The following is a 17,763-nucleotide window of genomic DNA, read 5'->3' on the forward strand; positions in this document are numbered from 1 at the left end:
CGCCTCCTTAGCCGCGCGTTTTTCCGCCCGCAATGTTAGTGGTTACTCCGGTAATGTAGCTGGCACGTTCTGACAGAAGATAACAAACAAAATCAGCGACTTCGGTCAGACGTCCAGAGCGACCAATCGGAATGGCGTTCTTGCTATAGCCTTCGCGCAGTTGATCAACGGTGATATTGCGGGTCCAGGCCAGCGCCTCTTCATATTCCGGCGTGCGCAGTCCGGTTTTTTCCAGAATCCCGGGGGCAATTCCGACCACGCGAATACCGTGTTTACCCAGCTCTTTTGACCAGGAACGGGTGAAGCTATTCAGTGCCGCCTTCGTTGCGGCATAGCAGCTCTGGCCTTCTGATCCTTCCAGCCCGCTTTCAGAAGAGACGTTAACGATGACGCCGTTACGCTGTTTCACCATCTGGCGCGCTACCGCTTGTGACATTAAGAACACGCCTTTCTGGTTGATATTGACCATTTTTTCAAACGCGGCTTCGTTTAATTCATATTTTCCAGCCGGGGCTTTTTCATCCACCAGCAGGCGGGGAAAGTTAACGCCGGCATTATTAACCAGACCGTCAATTCGACCAAAGCGCTGAATAATTTCATCCACGGTGTGATGAACCTCTTTAGCGCTGGAAATATCCGTTGGCCAGAAGTGGTAGTTATTGCTGCCTTCATTTTTTGCTGCACCACCGTGAATATCCGCCATTTGGACATTCGCACCTTGTGCTAATAATTCTTCGACAATAGCTAAGCCAATTCCGGATGCGCCGCCGGTGACAATAATGACTTTATCCTGTAGATTTAACCACGTTTGCATAATTAACTCCCAATTTCAGAGAAGGGGATCCTGCATAAAATAAATTACGTCAGGATCAATATGAATATATCTACTTCAACAATAATTCAGCGGTATGGCTGTTAGTGACTAAACCGTTGATATATTTTCCCCGCAATGCGCCGAGAATACCGCTTAGTTTCTCTTCACCCATTGCGATGCCGATGGAATAACGCGCTTGTTTTAATTTGTTGGTTTCGATGGAGAGTGTTTTTTCGCTCATAGTGGTCTCCACCGTTACGCCGTTGATATCGTAAAAGCGCGAGCAAATGTCTCCGGCAACCTGGCGGGCGTGCAGGTCGTCACTCTCTTCGCTTCCGTAAAATGCGTGCCAGTTTGCGCCGTCGCGAATTGCCGGAGAACCGATGCCCACCAGTGCAACATCCAGATTCTCCCAGTAGGCAGAAATCGACTTAAAGTGCTGGGACTGCATGATACCGTTACGAATCAATGGGTTTTCCAGCAATGCAGGGAAATCGGCAAGGTGTGATTCTCCTTTCAGCTTTGCCGCTGCGCCGTAGGTCAGCGTATTGACGTGATAGCGGCTCTCAAGCTTACCGGACGGCCCGCCGATGATCGGCACACAAATCAACTGACGTGCCTGACTGGCCGGCGACAATCCCTCGACCAGCGCGCATACCGCGCGTCCCCAGGAAAAACCAATGATGTCGCCGGGCTCCAGTAAACGTTCCAGCAGCTGTGCGCCATGCACGCCCATCATCGCGAGTTGTTCCTCTTCCTGCTCGTTATCGCAGGTGATCACCACCGCCTCTTTGAGGCCGAATCGTTGTTTGAGCTGCTGTTCCAGCCACAGGTTTTCGTTGTAGTCGTAGTTGATGGCAATGGTGACGATGCCCTGTTCGCGACCGCGTTTCAGCAGGCGGCTGATAGTCGTGCGATAAATCCCCAGTTCACGGGCGATCTGCGCTTGTGTCATATCCTGTTCGTAATAGAGCTGCGCTATTTTTACGATCAGGCGGATATCATCACTGTTTTCCGTCGCCATCTGTAGACTCCTGCACATTTGTGCAAATCACGAACCAGCCTTCTTGATCTGATATAACCTGATAACAGCGGGAGTTCAAAGCGATTTTCTCTTCTTTCCACGTCCTGAGCTGGCGGTTTGTGTTGCACATATGATGTGAGGGGTGATCGTTGTTGGCACAGATGTGCAGGAAATCCTAATATCTTGATTCTGTTGATTTTCACTCAACAAAATTGCACGCAAAGATCGGCAACACTTTTGTGTTGAAAGGTGTGGCGGATCACAAATAGCGTTGAGGTCATTCTGCACGATTATTTTTTATCGCCAGCAAGGTAGGGTATATTCCGCATTCAAAGGAGAAATTATGCTGCCCGACTCATCATCCATTCGACTCAACAAATACATCAGTGAAAGCGGAATCTGCTCGCGTCGCGAAGCGGATCGCTTCATCGAGCAAGGGAACGTCTTCATCAATGGCAAACGCGCCACCATTGGCGACCAGGTAATGCCTGGCGACGTCGTGAAGGTGAATGGTCGGTTGATTGAGCCGCGTGAAGCAGAGGATTTGGTCTTTATCGCGCTGAACAAGCCGGTGGGGATCGTAAGCACCACTGAAGACAGCGAACGTGACAACATTGTTGATTTTGTTAACCACAGCAAGCGCGTATTCCCGATTGGTCGTCTGGATAAAGACTCCCAGGGGCTGATCTTTCTGACCAACCACGGCGATCTGGTGAATAAGATCCTGCGGGCCGGTAACGATCACGAAAAAGAGTATCTGGTCACGGTCGACAAACCGGTTACGGATGAGTTTATTCGTGGGATGAGTGCGGGCGTGCCGATTCTGGGCACCGTCACCAAAAAGTGTAAGGTGAAGAAAGAGGCGCCGTTTGTATTCCGCATTACTCTGATCCAGGGGCTGAACCGTCAGATCCGGCGCATGTGCGAACATTTCGGTTATGAAGTGACGAAGCTTGAACGTACGCGCATCATGAACGTTGGCCTCTCCGGTCTGCCGCTGGGTGAATGGCGTGACCTGACGGATGATGAGCTAATTACGCTGTTTAAACTTATCGAAAATTCCACTTCGGAGGCGAAACCGAAGGCGAAAGCGAAGCCGAAAACGGCGGGAATCAAGCGCCCGGTGGTGAAAATCGAAAAGACGGCGGAGAAAGAGAAATCACGCCCGGCGGCAAACGGTAAACGCTTTACCGCACCGGGGCGTAAGAAGAAAGGGCGTTAACGCCTGCCTCGCGTTGGCGTATTTGCGGACCAGGAAAAAGAGGCTTCCGCATCCGGTTTATAAGCCTGCTTTTTCTTCAACTGGCGGGCTTTTTTTGCCTCGGCTTCGCGTAAGACCATCAGCTTATCAATGTACTCTTTCTTCACGCTGTTGGTCTCTGCGTTGGTCAGTTGACGACCGTGCGCGATGCGGGCGCGATCAAGTAGCGTCTTCAGTTCGCGCTGTTCGCGCTCGGTCATCTCTTTTTGGGTAATGCGGGGGAGTGCCATACGGGTGCCCTCTGTCTGCCAGGTGATTTCAGTGTACGGCAATACGCCACGGGCGGATAGCGCTCAGTCAGCAATACGCAGTTTTCCTGCAAAATCCTGCTGTATATAACCCGTTGTTTTAAATCCCTTATCCGTAATGACGTGATCGATCTCTTTGAGCGTGGCGATACACATCACGCCATCCTGACCAAATTTAGTATGGTCGGCGAGAATCACGGATTTTTTACTCATTGCAATCATTGCTTTGGCAACGTAAGCCTCATCAAAGCTCTTCACGAGTATGCCATGCTGCGGTGAAATGCCGCCCGCGCCGATAAAACAGATATCGGCGTGAATCGCGTTAATCTGCTGGCACACCGAGACGCCCAGATTGGCGCGGAAATGGTAATCATATTCGCCGCCTAAGACATAGACACGCGCCTGGAGATTATGCTCTTTTATTTTATCGGCAATTAATGCGGAATTAGTAATAACGGAAAATGCGAGAGGGGGTAAGTGTTCGGCAAGAATAAGATTCGTGGTACAGGAATCAATAAACAGCGTATCGCGCTCGCTAACCATTCCTGCGGCAACTTTACCAATCGCCATTTTTTCTTCGCGATGCGCATCTATTCTTGCGCCAAATGCATCTTCCTGGACAACTTGTTTTTTGACTGCACCACCGTGAATTTTGGTGATTTGACCTTCAGACTCCAGTAAAGAGAGATCGCGGCGAATGGTTTCTGAGGTCACGTTTAGCGTTTCTGATAATTTAATAACGGTCACTTCACCGAATTTGTTTAATTCATCAAGAATGTGTTTTCTTCTTTTAATCGGGTTCATTATTTTCCGCCTGGGTCGAGCTTTGCCGCATGGTAACTGGATGCGCAGAGCAACGCAACCACTCCAGCGCGCAGACGATACCCTCATCATCATTCGTGGCTGTCACATAATGGGCCTGACGTTTCACGTTATCTGGCGCGTTGCCCATTGCGATGCCGACCCCGGCAACGGCAAACATACTGATGTCGTTCTGCTGATCGCCAATGGCGGCAATCTCTGCGGCTGGCCGATTTAATTGCCTGGCGATTTCATTTATTGCATAGCCTTTATTAATCTCGCCGCGTTGAATATCAATGTAATTCCCGCCAGTGATTGTCGCCTTATAGTCATCAGGCAACAGGCCGTTTATTTTCAGACACAGATCGTCGATCCTGTCGTGTTCTGCCACCAGCGTGATTTTAAATATATCGCGACGATTAAAAATATTCCCTGGTGCGGCGTTAATAAGCGGTAATTCAAATAAGTCGGCCTCATACGATGTCCATGGCGCGATAAGGCGATCGTAACGGTGATAAATAGCCTGTGCAGTGAAAAAATGGTGAGGGTAGCGGGACAGCGAAATATGTCGGTCAATATCTCTGAGATCCATTCGGGTGAGCGGGGCAGAATGCAAAATGCGCGGCTGTGCCATTTCAAGGATTTGTCCGCCATTAAAGCCGGCGCACCAGCCGAACAGCGTCTCAACCTGCTGCTGTTGTAACAGGCGCGCCATTGAGGAGACCGGCCTGGCGGAACAGGCGGCCAGCAGACCGCCGTGCTGACGAAATTCAACCAGCGCCTGACGTGTGCGTGGACTGATAGTCTTCTGCGACGTCAGTAATGTTCCATCCAGATCGGTAACCAGTAGCATTGTTATTCTCTGTCGTTATGCATGCGCGATAAACGGTGTCACAGCCTCTTTGGCGGCATTACAGACCATATTGTCGATTGCCGTGCCGACGACCAGAATATTGACCCCAGTGTCCTTAAACGCTTTGGCATTGGCGAGGTTAATACCGCCTTCTGCCAGCGTAGGGACATCTACCGCGCTAACCAGTGCCCGAAGACGATCTTTAATCACCTGCGGGATATCGCCTGCCGCCACGCCTTCATAGCTCATACCGGTCATCAGGCCAATCATATCGACACCGATCTCCTGCATGCGCTTCGCCACGCTGGCGACCTCTTCCGGGGTGCGTGCCGGAATGCCGAAGGTATGCAGATCGTCCGGATGACCAATGTAGGCATCAACGGTCAGGCCATACTGATGGGCGAGGTTGACGATATCCTGCAGGTCGTCCCAGTCAGATTTGTGGGTGTGTAAACCGTCGGCCCCGGCGCGGGCAATCTCCAGAATCTCCGTTTCACTGAGCGGGACGGGCAGCGTTTCGGTAAATCCACCCGCAATACCTACGGTGATGAAGATGTCGTCTGGTACCACATTACGTACACCGTGTACCGCTTCAGCCATCTGACCGTTGGTGATTTCGTGGCGGATTTGCTCCGCCGCGTGCATGTTGCTCACCCCCTTGTGCCCACGCGCCAGCGCCAGCGCAGGGTGATTCGGCTCCAGCAGCTTCACGCCAGCCTCGCAGACCGCTTTCGCCAGCCGCGCATCGTCTCCGGTGATCCCCGTGCTGAGGATGGTTTGCCCGCCGTGCAGTGCGATGGCATCTCTTACTTTCTGTAACGCTTTGGCGCGTTTTTTATTCATATCGCCTTTAAACATGGTGTACCTCTGGTGTTGGTGCATTTATTAACGGGCGGACGCGACAGATTCACTCTGTACGACAGCCTTAAAACGGTTTGCAACGATCGTGGTGATACAGGTCATGATCATGATGGTGGCCATCACGATCGCCATCTGTAGCGCATTGCTGGATAAGAACGGTGACGCGAAAGCCGGAACGTAGGCCACCCCTTTGACATTAAAGAAGCCGAGCATCATGCCGCCCATTCCCGCCCAGAAAATGGCGGAGCCAAAGACGATTTTGTTGGCAAACATGAAGGGGTAGGCGGATTCCACGAAGGTCCCGAAACCCAGGTTGATGAGCAGGCCCGGAGTAGCAACGGCCGCTTCACTTTTTTCACGTGGCGCAATGACGTTAGCCAGGTTGATGCCGGCAGCGACCATAACCAGACCGACCATGTCTACCGCACCGAGGAAGCTGACGCCGGATTTTTCCATCTCCAGCAGAACCAGCGGCAGGATGACCGCGTGATAGACGCCGCCCAGAATGGCAGGCCAGATCACCAGACCAGCCAGCAGCCCGGCAAGAATCGGACTGAATGCCAGCGTGCTTTCGATAGCCAGTTTGATGTAGTTACCTGCGGAGAGCGCCAGTGGGCTCAGCAGATAGTGCATGATCAAGCCGGCAGCCAGACCCGAAATCCCGCCAGCGACGATGTTGACGGTGGTCATCGGGAAGCGCCAGTTCAGGCACAGTTCAAATAACCAGCGCACAAAAATCCCGGCCATTACACCGCCAATAATCCCGCCGATCAGACCGCCTTCAACGGAAAGCACCCCGGCGACGACCCCGGCCACAATAGAAACTTCATCGAGTTCGGAAATTTGTTTTGCCGCCAGCACAGCAACCAGCACCGGCAGGCCTTTCAGCAGGATTTCAAAGATATCGTTGAGTTTTTCCAGCCCGGGAATGTGGCTCAGGGCGAGTACGATCGCCATCGCGATAAAGCCCGGCAGCGCGGGAATCATGATGCTGCGAATATTAAAGCGCTTGAGCAGGCTCTTTCCGGAACCGCCTTGTGAAGGCGACGCGCTGCCCAACTGGGGCTTGTACTTGATACCCCAGTATTTACACAGCGAGGCCACGAAGGAGACCGCGCGGGTGCGGCTGGTGGTGCCGGTTGTGCCTGAAGTTGCGACCACATTGGCGCCTTTTGCGGCGACCAGTGCCATCGACGTGCCTCCGGTGCCGACGATAGGGGTTTTCATCTCCACCGCGGCATCAAAAACGGCCTGGTTTGCTTTTACCGGATCGGCGCTCATCACGACGATCCCGTCGATCTCACCGCTGCGGATCATTCCGGCTATCTGGCGATCGCTCTCGACGACGGAGGCATTCACCTCGGAGAGTTTGCCCTGGAAGATGCGTTGTGGTTTTGTGTTGTTTTCTGTGGTTAAGGCATAGACAGAGGCGGGCGTGTCGGGTTTAGCGACATCCATCGAGGCATCTGCCGCGATGAACTGCACGGCAGCAACGGTGACGCCTGCGGCTTCACACTGCTGATAAATCTCCTGGAGTAACTTCTCTGGCTCGGCGCCACCCAGGTTGTAGAGGTTGCCTCCACTGCTTCCAATAATCGCAATTTTTTTCATAGCGGCCTCAAAGGTAGGGTAAGGGGTTATCTGTGTTGTAGTGGAATCATATTCCCAATCAAAACAAAATAAAGCAACATTAAAAGATCGAAGTTGGTTATCATTAAACTCAATGTTTTTGTTTAATGATTTGAAATTAAATAGGTTTATTCTGTTTTTGTTTTGTGTGGATATTTGTTGTTTTGTGATGAGGTTCAAACAAGGAAGGGAAGAAATGGGGGGAATCCCCCCATTCGCAAGTGTTTAGTTTTCTTTAACAGCACTCCGCTGCTCATCAATCGGTTTACCGGACCAGTAGCCGGCCAGTAGGGAACCGGAAAGGTTGTGCCAGACGGAGAACAGCGCGCCAGGCAACGCAGCGAGCGGTCCGAAGTAAATTTTACCCAGCGCGGCGGCGAGACCTGAGTTTTGCATTCCGACCTCGATTGCCAGGGTGCGGCAGGTTGACTCGTCAAAGCCAAACAGACGCCCGCCCCAGTAACCGCCGAGCAGGCCGATGGTGTTGTGCAGGATCACCGCGATAATCACCACGAAGCCGACGGACGCGATATGCGCGGCAGAACCCGCAACCACCGCGCTGATGATCGCCAGAATGCAGACCATCGAAAACGCGGGCAGGTAAGGCTCAACCGCTTTCACCACGCGCGGGAACAGGTGGTGGATCACCAGACCCAGGGCAATCGGGATCACCACAATCTGCAAAATACTGAGCAGCATGCCCATCACATCAACCTGAATATGCGCATCGACATACAAACGTGTCAGCAGCGGCGTGGCGACCACGCCCACCAGGGTGGAAACCGATGAGATTGTTACCGAGAGTGCAACATCCCCTTTCGCCAGATAGATCATGACGTTAGATGCTGTACCGCTGGCCACGCTACCGACCAGCACCATCCCGGCGGAGAGCTCCGGCGGCATGTTAAACGCCAGCGCCAGTACCCATGCCGCCAGCGGCATGACCAGATAGTGCAGGAAGATCCCCGCCGCAACCGGCGCAGGGCGCGAAAGCACGCGTTTAAAATCATCCACTTTAAGGTGCACGCCCATACCGAACATAATCAGCATCAGCAGTGTCGTCACCCACGGGCCGACAGGAATGAAGGTGGATGGCGTGTAATAGGTAATAACCGAGAGCAGCAGCGCCCATAACGGGAACAGCCTGGTGAGAGTGGCGAGCATGTTGTTTTCCTTGCACGTATGTTGTGTTTGCTTGTTATTAACTGGTCGGGATCGAGCCCAACCATAGTTAGTTTTTATATCGTGAAGGGATATTATTCAAACAAATTATGCTCATGTTCTGACTTTGAGATTTTCCCAACTCAGGCCAAACCGTGCCAGATACTTACGCAGACGGTCGGCATCGTTGGGATTGGCTTTCTTTTGTCGGGAGACCGCGAAGAGTTCACGTCCGGCTTCGGACAACGATGCGCTGCGTCGGCATACCTCGAGCACGGTTTCCAGTTGTCGGCGGTCAAAGAGGTCGAGTTCCATCTCCAGCGCCGGGGGCAACGTTGTGTCCCCCCAACTCTCCTGTAAAAGCGCGATCTCTTCTTCGACGAGGGCAAGCGTAATCCGCCCTTGTTCGGCCAGCGTCGCCATTCGCGCGACGGAGGAGCTCAACTCGCGAAAATTACCTCGCCACTGCGCCTGGGGGGAACAGGCAAACGCCAGATAGCGTTCGCGCGCCTCTTTATCAAAACGGATCTGATTCTGTCGGCTGCGGGAGAAACGTTGCAACTCATACTCAACGTTAGGGGCGATATCTTCACGTCGCTGGGCAAGGCCGGGCAGGGGAAAACGCCACATGTTAATACGTGCGTAGAGATCTTCGCGAAAACGCCCTTCAGCAACCCACTGCGACATATCGCGATGGGTTCCGGCAATCAACTGGAAGTCGCTGCGTACCTCTTTATCTGAGCCAAACGGGAAGAAGGTTTTTTCCTCGATCGCTTTCAGCAGCATGGCCTGTTCATCCAGCCCCAGTTCAGCGATCTCATCCAGAAACAGCACCCCGCCATCGGCTTCACGTAACAGTCCCGTTCGCGAAGACAGCGCACCTGTAAAAGCGCCTTTCACATGACCAAACAGTGTCGACATGGCGTTATCGCCGCGCAGGGTGGCGCAGTTAACCGCCACCAGTTTTCCGCCCACCAGATGTCGCGACTGGCGAAGCTGGAAAATCCGTTTGGCGAGGAAGGATTTCCCCGCGCCGGTAGGGCCGGTGAGCAGGATAGGATCGCCAGAGCGCAAGGCAACGCGCTCAATGCGGTCAATCAGTTTGTTGAACGTGGCATTGCGCGTCTCGATCCCGGCTTTGAGGAAAGAGACGGACTGCTGCTGCTCACGCTGAAAGCGACTGGTGAGCGTGGCGTAGCGGCTTAAGTCGAGATCGATCACCGAACAGGTGCCGGCGGCAACATCCTCCTGTGGGGCGTCCTTCGGTGCGGGACTGGTTTGCAGCAGGCTGGCGGGCAGATAGCGGGCTTCCGTCAGCAGGAACCAGCAAATTTGTGCCACGTGGGTGCCGGTGGTGATGTGCACCAGATACTCTTCGTTTTCGGTATCGAAGGTGTAGTGAGTGGCAAAATCGAGGAAAGCGGCATAGACCTCTTCGAAATCCCACGGATCGGCAATAGTGATTGCGTGCGGGCGGACCTGCGTATGGGGGGAAAGCAGGTTGATATCCTCCGCCAGTTGCTGACACATCCCGGCGTCGCGTGGCTGGTGAATAAGCTCCAGTCGATCGATCGGGAAGTCCGGCTGTTGACACAGTCCGACCGTTGGCCGCCATTTCTTGAGCCGGTTTGCCCGCTTGCCGCGTTTATCCAGCACCGTGCCCAGTACGCCAATCACCACCCGCCGTTTTTTCATGGTTTATCCCAAAAGATAAATATAGATACTGAAAGATAAAAAATACGCGCGGCATCTGCAATCACCATTATTGGCGATAAAAAATAATCCTTTGTTAATCATATAATTAAAAATTAATTTCATCTTTTTTTCGTTCTGGCACGCTTCTGGCAATAACTCCCTCGTCAACACGTTGAAAGCGCAGGGGGTTAAACCCCGCCGGCACGTCAGGAACGGCAGCGGCTGTTTTCCGGAGGTGTTCCGTCAACCAATGACACCTGAAAAATGGGTTCGATTCCCGATTCATTCTCCCAATGAAACTGGTTGTTAATCATAGAAATAAAAAAGGGCACTGCGCAGTCAGCAGGCCCCAAAACAGGTTGCCGGTTTTGATGCCGCGCCGCAGGCAAAAGGGAATTCCCCTGCAGCTTCGCCTCCGCACCCGCACCTGGCTTTGATAAGGAAAAGAGAAAAATGACGAAGAAAATCACTATCCGTAAAGGACAATTAGGTTTGTTAGCGAAAAACGGCGACTACTATCAGGTTCTGGAGGCGGGTGAACACCGTCTGCCATGGTTCAATACGCCAGAGGTGCTGGTGGTTAATCTGGACGGTAGCGAAGTGCCGGAAGCGCTGGCGAATTATTTACGTCGCTTTCAGCCGGACTGGGTAACGCGTTATGCCCTGGCCGTTGATTTGAGCGACAGCGAAGCGGGCGCATTGTACATGAACGAGGTATTGCAGGAGATCCTGCCGCCGTCCACGCGCCGTTTGTACTGGCGAGCCGACGAGGCCTTGAAACTGGTACGCATGGATACGCGTCAGGTTCAGGTGCCGGCAGAGATCATGAATGCGGTCCTGCAACCGCGACGTAACGGCGCGGTTAAAGGTCGTGAAGCGATACTCACCGTGCAGGTTCCGGCCTGGCATGCGGGGGTGTTGAAAATTGACGGCGAGACGCAGGCACTGCTGCCGCCGGGTCTGACGGCGTACTGGAAAGTGAATCATCTGGTTGACGCTGAAGTGGTGGATACCCGTTTGCAGGTGCTGGAAGTGGGCGGTCAGGAAATTTTAACCAAAGATAAGGTTAACCTGCGCCTGAATCTGGCGGCGAACTGGCGTTACAGCGACGTGTTGCAGGCGTTTGCGCAGCTCACTAAACCGCTCGATCATCTGTACCGCGAACTGCAGTTTGCGCTGCGTGAAGCCGTTGGGACGCGCACGCTGGATGAGCTGCTGGAAGATAAGCAGGTAATTGATGACGTGGTCAGCGCGCAGGTGAAAGAGCGTATGGCGTCATATGGCATCGACGTGGCCTCGCTGGGCGTGAAGGACATTGTGTTGCCAGGGGATATGAAAACGATTCTGTCCCGTCTGGTTGAAGCGGAAAAATCGGCGCAGGCCAACGTGATCCGCCGTCGTGAAGAAACGGCCGCGACGCGCTCGCTGTTGAATACGGCGAAAGTGATGGAAAACAACCCGGTGGCGCTGCGCTTAAAAGAGCTGGAAACCCTCGAAAGAGTGGCGGAGCGTATCGATAAAATCTCGGTATTCGGTGGCCTGGACCAGGTTCTGCACGGTTTAGTGAACATTAAAGGATAAGAAATATGGCACATAACGACTATGCGCTGTTGGCGTCGCAGAACGCGGCGCCGGTAAAAATGTGGACGCACGGCGTCCCGGTGGAACCCGAGGCGCGCCAGCAACTGCTGAATACGGCGAAAATGCCGTTTATTTTTAAACACCTGGCGGTGATGCCGGATGTGCATCTGGGGAAAGGGTCGACCATCGGCAGCGTGATCCCGACCAAAGGGGCGATTATTCCGGCGGCGGTGGGGGTGGACATCGGCTGCGGGATGATTGCGGTGCGTACCTCGCTGCTGGCCGGCGATCTGCCGGATAACCTGAGCGGACTGCGGAGCGCGATTGAGCAGGCTGTTCCACACGGACGTACTAATACGCGCTCCCGTCGCGACAAAGGCGCGTGGGAAACGCCCCCAGAGGAGGTGAGTACTCACTGGGGGACACTGGCGCCGCGCTTTAAGCGCCTGACTGACAAGTATCCCTCGTTGCTGAAAACCAATAACCATCAGCATTTGGGAACATTGGGAACCGGTAACCACTTCATTGAGGTGTGTCTGGATGAGCAGCAGCGCGTCTGGGTGATGTTGCACAGCGGCTCGCGTGGTGTGGGGAATGCCATCGGCAACGTTTTTATTACGCTGGCGCAGCAGGATATGCAGCAACATATCGCGAATCTCCCGGACCGAAATCTGGCGTATTTTCAGGAGGGGAGTCGGCACTACAACGACTACCTGGAAGCGGTGGAATGGGCACAGGATTTTGCCCGGCAAAACCGGGAAGTGATGATGTCCCGCGTACTGGCCGCGCTGTCGCGCATCGTGAGTAAACCGTTTATCACACAGCAGGAAGCGGTGAATTGCCACCATAATTACGTGCAAAAAGAGCGTCACTTTGGTGAAGAGGTACTGGTGACGCGTAAAGGTGCCGTTTCCGCCCAGAAGGGTCAGATGGGGATTATTCCGGGGTCGATGGGGGCGAAAAGCTTCATCGTACGTGGGCTGGGAAATGAAGAGAGCTTCTGCTCCTGTAGTCATGGTGCGGGAAGAACCATGAGCCGAACGGCGGCCAAAAAACGTTTTACCGTGGCGGACCAGATCCGCGCGACGGCCCACGTTGAATGCCGTAAAGACAGCGAGGTGATCGATGAAATTCCGATGGCCTACAAAGACATTGATGCCGTGATGGCGGCGCAGTCTTCACTGGTGGAGATCGTGCATACGCTGCGGCAGGTAGTGTGTGTAAAAGGATAAAAGAAGATGACCAAAAATGCAGTGAGTGCCGCGATGCGTGAACGGGTCACGCGGCAACTCAAAGAGGTGGAAACGCGCTACGGCGTCAGGGTGCTGTATGCCTGCGAGTCAGGGAGTCGCGGCTGGGGATTTGCCTCGCCGGATAGCGATTACGATGTGCGGTTTTTGTATGTTCATCCGCCGGAATGGTATTTGCGGGTCGATGCACCGCGGGACGTGATCGAACTGCCGATAGACGATGAGCTGGACGTGTGCGGCTGGGAGTGGCGTAAAGCGCTGGGACTGCTGAAGGGAGCCAACCCGACGCTGATCGAGTGGCTGGATTCCCCGGTAGTTTATCAGCAGGATGATGTCACGGTCAGCGCACTTAAGGCGATGATACCGCAGTGGTTTTCTCCACTTCGCGCACGCTGGCATTACTACTCGATGGCGCGAAAAAACTTTCGCGGCTATTTGCAGGGAGAAGAGGTGCGGTTGAAAAAGTACTTCTACGTCTTGCGCCCACTGCTGGCGGTGCGTTGGGTCGAAGCGGGTAAAGGCGTTCCGCCCATGCGCTTTGCCGAACTGCTGGCAGGAAGCGACCTGGATGCGGCGTTACGTCAGGAGGTAGACGAACTGCTGGCGCGCAAACAGCGCGCAGGAGAAGCGGAGTACGGCCCGCGTCGTCCGTTATTGCATGCGTTTATCCACGCCGAACTGGCGCGAGGCGAAATCCCGCCCACGCTGCCAGACAGCCGGGAAGGCGATGTGAAAGCACTGGATAAACTGCTTTATGAAACGGTGATGGTATGACAACGTTGCCCGATGGCGCTGCGCTTATCGGGCCTACGTGGGCAAAATTTGTAGGCCGGATAAGGCGCGGAGCGCCGCCATCCGGCATTGACGCTATATTACTCAAACAAATTCTGGTGCAGCTTCTGTACAACCTGTTCTGCCTCGGTGCCAGGCACCAGGAAACAGAGGTTATGGCTGGAGGCGCCATAGCAAATCATGCGGATATTGAACGGTTCCAGCACGCCGAACACCTCTTTACCGACGCCGCAGGCTTTCGACAGATCGTTACCAATCAGCGCGACCAGCGCGAGTCCCTCTTCAACCTCCACCCGACACAAGGCAGACAGTTCCATCAGCAGCGACTGCGTCAGCAGCGTATCGCCGGTGGAGGTGGAGCCGGTGGTATCCAGCGTTAGCGCCACACTCACTTCGGAGGTGGTGATCAGATCCACAGAGATATTATGGCGCGCCAGAATCCCGAATACTTCGGCCAGGAAACCGCGCGAGTGCAGCATATTCAGGCTGTGCAGGGTCAGCAGCGTCTGTTTACGACGCAGCGCCAGCGCGCGGAACAGCGGTGGATTCTGGGTTTTGTTGCAGACCAGCGTGCCGCCCGCTTTCGGATCTTTACTGGAGCCGACGAAGACCGGGATATCACTGCGCACGGCGGGCAGCAGGGTGGCCGGGTGCAGCACTTTCGCACCAAAAGTGGCCATTTCCGCCGCCTCTTCAAAGGCGATTTCATCAATGCGTTGCGCCGCAGGCACCACGCGAGGATCGGTCGTGTAGATGCCTGGAACGTCAGTCCAGATATCGACGCGCGCGGCATGGAGCGCTTCGGCCAACAGGGCCGCTGTATAGTCGCTGCCGCCGCGTCCAAGTGTGGTTGTGCGCCCTTTGCTTTCGCTGCCGATGAACCCCTGAGTGATCACCAGTCCTTCGCTCAGACGTGGGGTCAGTTGCAGCGTTGCCAGTTCTGCCAGCGCTGCGACGTCAGGTTCGGCACGGCCAAAGCGATCGTTGGTGCGCATCACTTTACGCACATCGAACCATTGCGCCTGAACGTGACGTTCGCGCAGGATCTCAACAAACAGCAGGGTGGACATCAGTTCGCCGTGGCTGACCAGTTCATCCGTCAGCGCGGTGGAGGTCGCTAATGAGGCCGCTTCCGCCAGCGTGGTGATATTTTCCAGCAGGCGTTCGATCTCTTCACGAATTACGTTTGGATAACGCAGACGCTCCAGGATATCGAACTGAATTTTGCGGATAGCGTCGAGTTTCTCGAAGCGTTCGGTTGGCTCCAGACCTTCAGCCAATGCAACCAGCAGATTGGTGATGCCTGCGGAAGCGGAGAGCACAACTAAACGCACGTTTGCATCGGAAAGCACCACGTCGGCGCTGCGGTTCATGGCATCGAAATCAGCGACGCTGGTACCGCCAAATTTGGAAACAACGATTTCTGTCATAACAACCTCGTGTCAGGGAGTGAGAAAGCGACCTGGGCACAAAGGCAGAACAGAAACCGGTGCAGGCGCAAATACCGTATTTATAAATAAAATGTGTGGCCTGGACTGTCAACGCCGGGATTATGCGGATTTTTCATGCTGCGTTTAGCCTCAGTAATGGTGCTTATAACAACTATACTTTTCGACGGTATTTGACCGGGACCAGGCAACGGCACTAAAACAATCACACTTTTCTGTGACTGGCGTTACAATCGATCCCAGTCACAATTCTCAAATCAGAAGAGTATTGCTAATGAAAAACATCAATCCAACGCAGACTTCTGCCTGGCAGGCACTACAAAAACACTTTGACGACATGAAGGACGTTACCATTGCGGATCTGTTCGCAAAGGATAGCGACCGCTTCAGCAAATTCTCCGCAACGTTTGACGATCTGATGCTGGTGGATTACTCCAAAAACCGCATTACCGAAGAGACTCTCGCGAAATTGCAGGATCTGGCGAAAGAAACCGATCTGGCGGGCGCCATCAAGTCGATGTTCTCCGGCGAGAAAATCAACCGTACTGAAGATCGTGCCGTGCTGCATGTGGCGCTGCGTAACCGTAGCAATACCCCGATTATCGTTGACGGCAAAGATGTGATGCCGGAAGTCAATGCGGTTCTGGAGAAGATGAAATCCTTCTCTGAAGCCATTATTTCGGGTCAGTGGAAGGGTTATACCGGTAAAGCGATCACCGACGTGGTTAACATCGGTATCGGCGGCTCCGACCTCGGTCCATTCATGGTGACTGAAGCGCTGCGTCCGTACAAAAACCACCTGAATATGCACTTTGTTTCTAACGTTGACGGTACCCATATCGCCGAAGTGCTGAAGAAAGTGAATCCGGAAACCACGCTGTTCCTTGTGGCGTCTAAAACCTTCACGACGCAGGAAACCATGACTAACGCTCACAGCGCGCGTGACTGGTTCCTGAAAACCGCTGGTGATGAAAAACACGTTGCGAAACACTTCGCCGCACTGTCTACCAATGCCAAAGCGGTCGGTGAATTCGGTATCGATACGGCCAATATGTTCGAGTTCTGGGACTGGGTGGGCGGTCGTTACTCTCTGTGGTCAGCAATTGGTCTGTCGATCATCCTGTCTGTCGGTTACGACAACTTTGTGCAACTGCTGTCTGGCGCGCATGCGATGGATAAGCACTTCTCGACCACGGCTCCGGAGAAAAACCTGCCGGTACTGCTGGCGCTGATTGGTATCTGGTACAACAATTTCTTCGGCGCAGAAACCGAAGCGATCCTGCCATACGACCAGTATATGCATCGTTTTGCAGCCTACTTCCAGCAGGGCAACATGGAGTCCAACGGGAAATACGTTGACCGTAACGGCAACCCGGTGGATTACCAGACGGGCCCGATCATCTGGGGTGAGCCAGGCACCAACGGTCAGCATGCGTTCTATCAGCTGATTCACCAGGGAACCAAAATGGTGCCTTGTGATTTCATCGCCCCGGCGATTACCCATAACCCGCTGTCCGATCACCATCCGAAGCTGCTGTCTAACTTCTTCGCTCAGACGGAAGCGCTGGCGTTCGGGAAATCCCGCGAAGTGGTTGAGCAGGAATACCGTGACCAGGGTAAAGATCCGGCCACGCTGGAACACGTGGTGCCGTTCAAAGTGTTCGAAGGCAACCGCCCGACCAACTCCATCCTGCTGCGCGAAATCACCCCGTTCAGCCTGGGGGCGCTGATCGCGCTGTATGAGCACAAGATCTTTACGCAGGGCATCATCCTGAACATCTTCACCTTCGACCAATGGGGCGTTGAGCTGGGTAAACAGCTGGCAAACCGTATTCTGCCGGAGCTGAAAGATGATAACGCCATCAACAGCCATGATAGCTCCACCAATGGGTTGATTAACCGTTATAAAAACTGGCGTTAGTCTGCCGTTGTGCCGGATGGCGGCGAATGCCTTATCCGGCCTACTCTCTACCGTAGGTCTGATAAGCGTAACGCCATCCGGCAATTAATAATGAAATGAGCCGATATTATTATCGGCTTTTTTATAAGATAATTCCGCTTGGTCGTGTTATTTCCCGCAATTTTATATTGAGCATAATCCTAAAATAATAAATAACCGCAAAATAACTCCGTGTTATTTTAGGATAATACGGATCGTTTAGCTAAATGGATTTAATGATAATGCATTGTTTTTAATGATCATTGTTATTTTTGTAAAAATGAATTGTTCAGCAAAAGTCCAATTATCCTAAAACCGCCTTGCTATTTCCCCCTGTCGTAATTCGCCTGCTTTAGTTGTGTATACTCGATCCCGCCCGAAACGCTTTTGGGTAAATCTCCATTCA

At 53.5% G+C, this 17,763-nt stretch carries 15 protein-coding genes; 5 read left to right on the forward strand and 10 right to left on the reverse strand.

The features are described 5' to 3' along the window. Positions 1-7 precede the first annotated feature (7 nt). Together I6L53_RS01390 and I6L53_RS01395 are read right to left on the reverse strand one after the other, a co-directional pair. Complete coding sequence (locus I6L53_RS01390; protein WP_042320996.1) at positions 8-814, reverse strand: SDR family oxidoreductase; 807 nt, start codon at positions 812-814, stop codon at positions 8-10. 70 nt (positions 815-884) lie between these two features. Beyond that, positions 885-1,838: a sugar-binding transcriptional regulator gene (locus I6L53_RS01395; RefSeq protein ID WP_042320998.1), complete on the reverse strand. Its 954-nt coding sequence runs from the start codon at positions 1,836-1,838 to the stop codon at positions 885-887. A 343-nt stretch (positions 1,839-2,181) separates the two neighbouring features. Between I6L53_RS01395 and rluF the strand changes: the two genes are divergently transcribed. Further along, positions 2,182-3,060: a 23S rRNA pseudouridine(2604) synthase RluF gene (gene rluF / locus I6L53_RS01400; protein ID WP_042321001.1), complete on the forward strand. Its 879-nt coding sequence runs from the start codon at positions 2,182-2,184 to the stop codon at positions 3,058-3,060. Here the strand turns inward: rluF and I6L53_RS01405 are convergent. From I6L53_RS01405 to rtcR, 7 genes are all read right to left on the reverse strand, one after another. Continuing rightward, a complete protein-coding gene (locus I6L53_RS01405) occupies positions 3,057-3,329 on the reverse strand; it encodes a YjbD family protein (RefSeq protein ID WP_042321003.1) in 273 nt (90 codons plus the stop codon). The genes rluF and I6L53_RS01405 overlap by 4 nt on opposite strands. 63 nt (positions 3,330-3,392) lie before the next feature. Next, entirely contained in the window at positions 3,393-4,151 is a 759-nt protein-coding gene (locus tag I6L53_RS01410; RefSeq protein ID WP_042321005.1) for a DeoR/GlpR family DNA-binding transcription regulator, read from the reverse strand. Then, a complete protein-coding gene (locus tag I6L53_RS01415) occupies positions 4,138-5,001 on the reverse strand; it encodes a Cof-type HAD-IIB family hydrolase (protein WP_042321009.1) in 864 nt (287 codons plus the stop codon). Before I6L53_RS01415 ends, I6L53_RS01410 begins: the two co-directional genes overlap by 14 nt. Positions 5,002-5,016: 15 nt before the next feature. After that, on the reverse strand, positions 5,017-5,859 hold the full coding sequence (locus I6L53_RS01420; RefSeq protein ID WP_042321012.1) for a beta/alpha barrel domain-containing protein: 843 nt from the start codon (positions 5,857-5,859) through the stop codon (positions 5,017-5,019). Positions 5,860-5,886: 27 nt separating this feature from the next. Beyond that, positions 5,887-7,473, reverse strand: coding sequence for a PTS sugar transporter (locus I6L53_RS01425; RefSeq protein ID WP_042321015.1), 1,587 nt, complete (start codon positions 7,471-7,473; stop codon positions 5,887-5,889). 243 nt (positions 7,474-7,716) lie between these two features. Further along, on the reverse strand, positions 7,717-8,655 hold the full coding sequence (gene panS / locus I6L53_RS01430) for a ketopantoate/pantoate/pantothenate transporter PanS (protein WP_042321017.1): 939 nt from the start codon (positions 8,653-8,655) through the stop codon (positions 7,717-7,719). Positions 8,656-8,766: 111 nt separating this feature from the next. Then, entirely contained in the window at positions 8,767-10,347 is a 1,581-nt protein-coding gene (gene rtcR, locus I6L53_RS01435; protein ID WP_042321020.1) for an RNA repair transcriptional activator RtcR, read from the reverse strand. A gap of 453 nt (positions 10,348-10,800) precedes the next feature. On the opposite strand from rtcR, the gene I6L53_RS01440 reads away from it, so the two are divergent. Genes I6L53_RS01440 through I6L53_RS01450 form a run of 3 tightly spaced genes read left to right on the forward strand, consistent with a single transcriptional unit; the run spans position 10,801 to position 13,952 of the window. Next, positions 10,801-11,928, forward strand: a complete 1,128-nt coding sequence (locus tag I6L53_RS01440) for a slipin family protein (protein WP_042321024.1) — start codon at positions 10,801-10,803, stop codon at positions 11,926-11,928. 5 nt (positions 11,929-11,933) lie between these two features. Further along, positions 11,934-13,160, forward strand: coding sequence for an RtcB family protein (locus tag I6L53_RS01445; protein ID WP_042321026.1), 1,227 nt, complete (start codon positions 11,934-11,936; stop codon positions 13,158-13,160). 6 nt (positions 13,161-13,166) lie between these two features. Further along, a complete protein-coding gene (locus tag I6L53_RS01450) occupies positions 13,167-13,952 on the forward strand; it encodes a nucleotidyltransferase domain-containing protein (protein ID WP_042321029.1) in 786 nt (261 codons plus the stop codon). A gap of 98 nt (positions 13,953-14,050) precedes the next feature. On the opposite strand, the gene lysC is transcribed toward I6L53_RS01450, so the two are convergent. Continuing rightward, positions 14,051-15,400, reverse strand: a complete 1,350-nt coding sequence (gene lysC, locus I6L53_RS01455; protein WP_042321032.1) for a lysine-sensitive aspartokinase 3 — start codon at positions 15,398-15,400, stop codon at positions 14,051-14,053. A 292-nt stretch (positions 15,401-15,692) separates the two neighbouring features. Between lysC and pgi the strand changes: the two genes are divergently transcribed. After that, positions 15,693-17,339 (forward strand): glucose-6-phosphate isomerase, encoded by a 1,647-nt coding sequence (gene pgi, locus I6L53_RS01460; protein WP_042321034.1) that lies wholly within the window; start codon positions 15,693-15,695, stop codon positions 17,337-17,339. Positions 17,340-17,763: the final 424 nt, after the last annotated feature.

The organism is Citrobacter farmeri (genome assembly GCF_019048065.1).
Taxonomy (GTDB): Bacteria; Pseudomonadota; Gammaproteobacteria; order Enterobacterales; family Enterobacteriaceae; genus Citrobacter_A; species Citrobacter_A farmeri.

Excerpts from the sequence above, each read along its gene's own strand:
- panS (WP_042321017.1), bottom strand. The coding sequence starts at position 8,655 with ATGCTCGCCACTCTCACCAGGCTGTTCCCGTTATGGGCGCTGCTGCTC.
- rtcR (WP_042321020.1), bottom strand. The coding sequence starts at position 10,347 with ATGAAAAAACGGCGGGTGGTGATTGGCGTACTGGGCACGGTGCTGGAT.
- I6L53_RS01445 (WP_042321026.1), top strand. The coding sequence starts at position 11,934 with ATGGCACATAACGACTATGCGCTGTTGGCGTCGCAGAACGCGGCGCCG.
- I6L53_RS01405 (WP_042321003.1), bottom strand. The coding sequence starts at position 3,329 with ATGGCACTCCCCCGCATTACCCAAAAAGAGATGACCGAGCGCGAACAG.
- pgi (WP_042321034.1), top strand. The coding sequence starts at position 15,693 with ATGAAAAACATCAATCCAACGCAGACTTCTGCCTGGCAGGCACTACAA.
- I6L53_RS01410 (WP_042321005.1), bottom strand. The coding sequence starts at position 4,151 with ATGAACCCGATTAAAAGAAGAAAACACATTCTTGATGAATTAAACAAA.
- rluF (WP_042321001.1), top strand. The coding sequence starts at position 2,182 with ATGCTGCCCGACTCATCATCCATTCGACTCAACAAATACATCAGTGAA.
- lysC (WP_042321032.1), bottom strand. The coding sequence starts at position 15,400 with ATGACAGAAATCGTTGTTTCCAAATTTGGCGGTACCAGCGTCGCTGAT.
- I6L53_RS01390 (WP_042320996.1), bottom strand. The coding sequence starts at position 814 with ATGCAAACGTGGTTAAATCTACAGGATAAAGTCATTATTGTCACCGGC.
- I6L53_RS01425 (WP_042321015.1), bottom strand. The coding sequence starts at position 7,473 with ATGAAAAAAATTGCGATTATTGGAAGCAGTGGAGGCAACCTCTACAAC.
- I6L53_RS01415 (WP_042321009.1), bottom strand. The coding sequence starts at position 5,001 with ATGCTACTGGTTACCGATCTGGATGGAACATTACTGACGTCGCAGAAG.
- I6L53_RS01450 (WP_042321029.1), top strand. The coding sequence starts at position 13,167 with ATGACCAAAAATGCAGTGAGTGCCGCGATGCGTGAACGGGTCACGCGG.
- I6L53_RS01420 (WP_042321012.1), bottom strand. The coding sequence starts at position 5,859 with ATGTTTAAAGGCGATATGAATAAAAAACGCGCCAAAGCGTTACAGAAA.
- I6L53_RS01395 (WP_042320998.1), bottom strand. The coding sequence starts at position 1,838 with ATGGCGACGGAAAACAGTGATGATATCCGCCTGATCGTAAAAATAGCG.
- I6L53_RS01440 (WP_042321024.1), top strand. The coding sequence starts at position 10,801 with ATGACGAAGAAAATCACTATCCGTAAAGGACAATTAGGTTTGTTAGCG.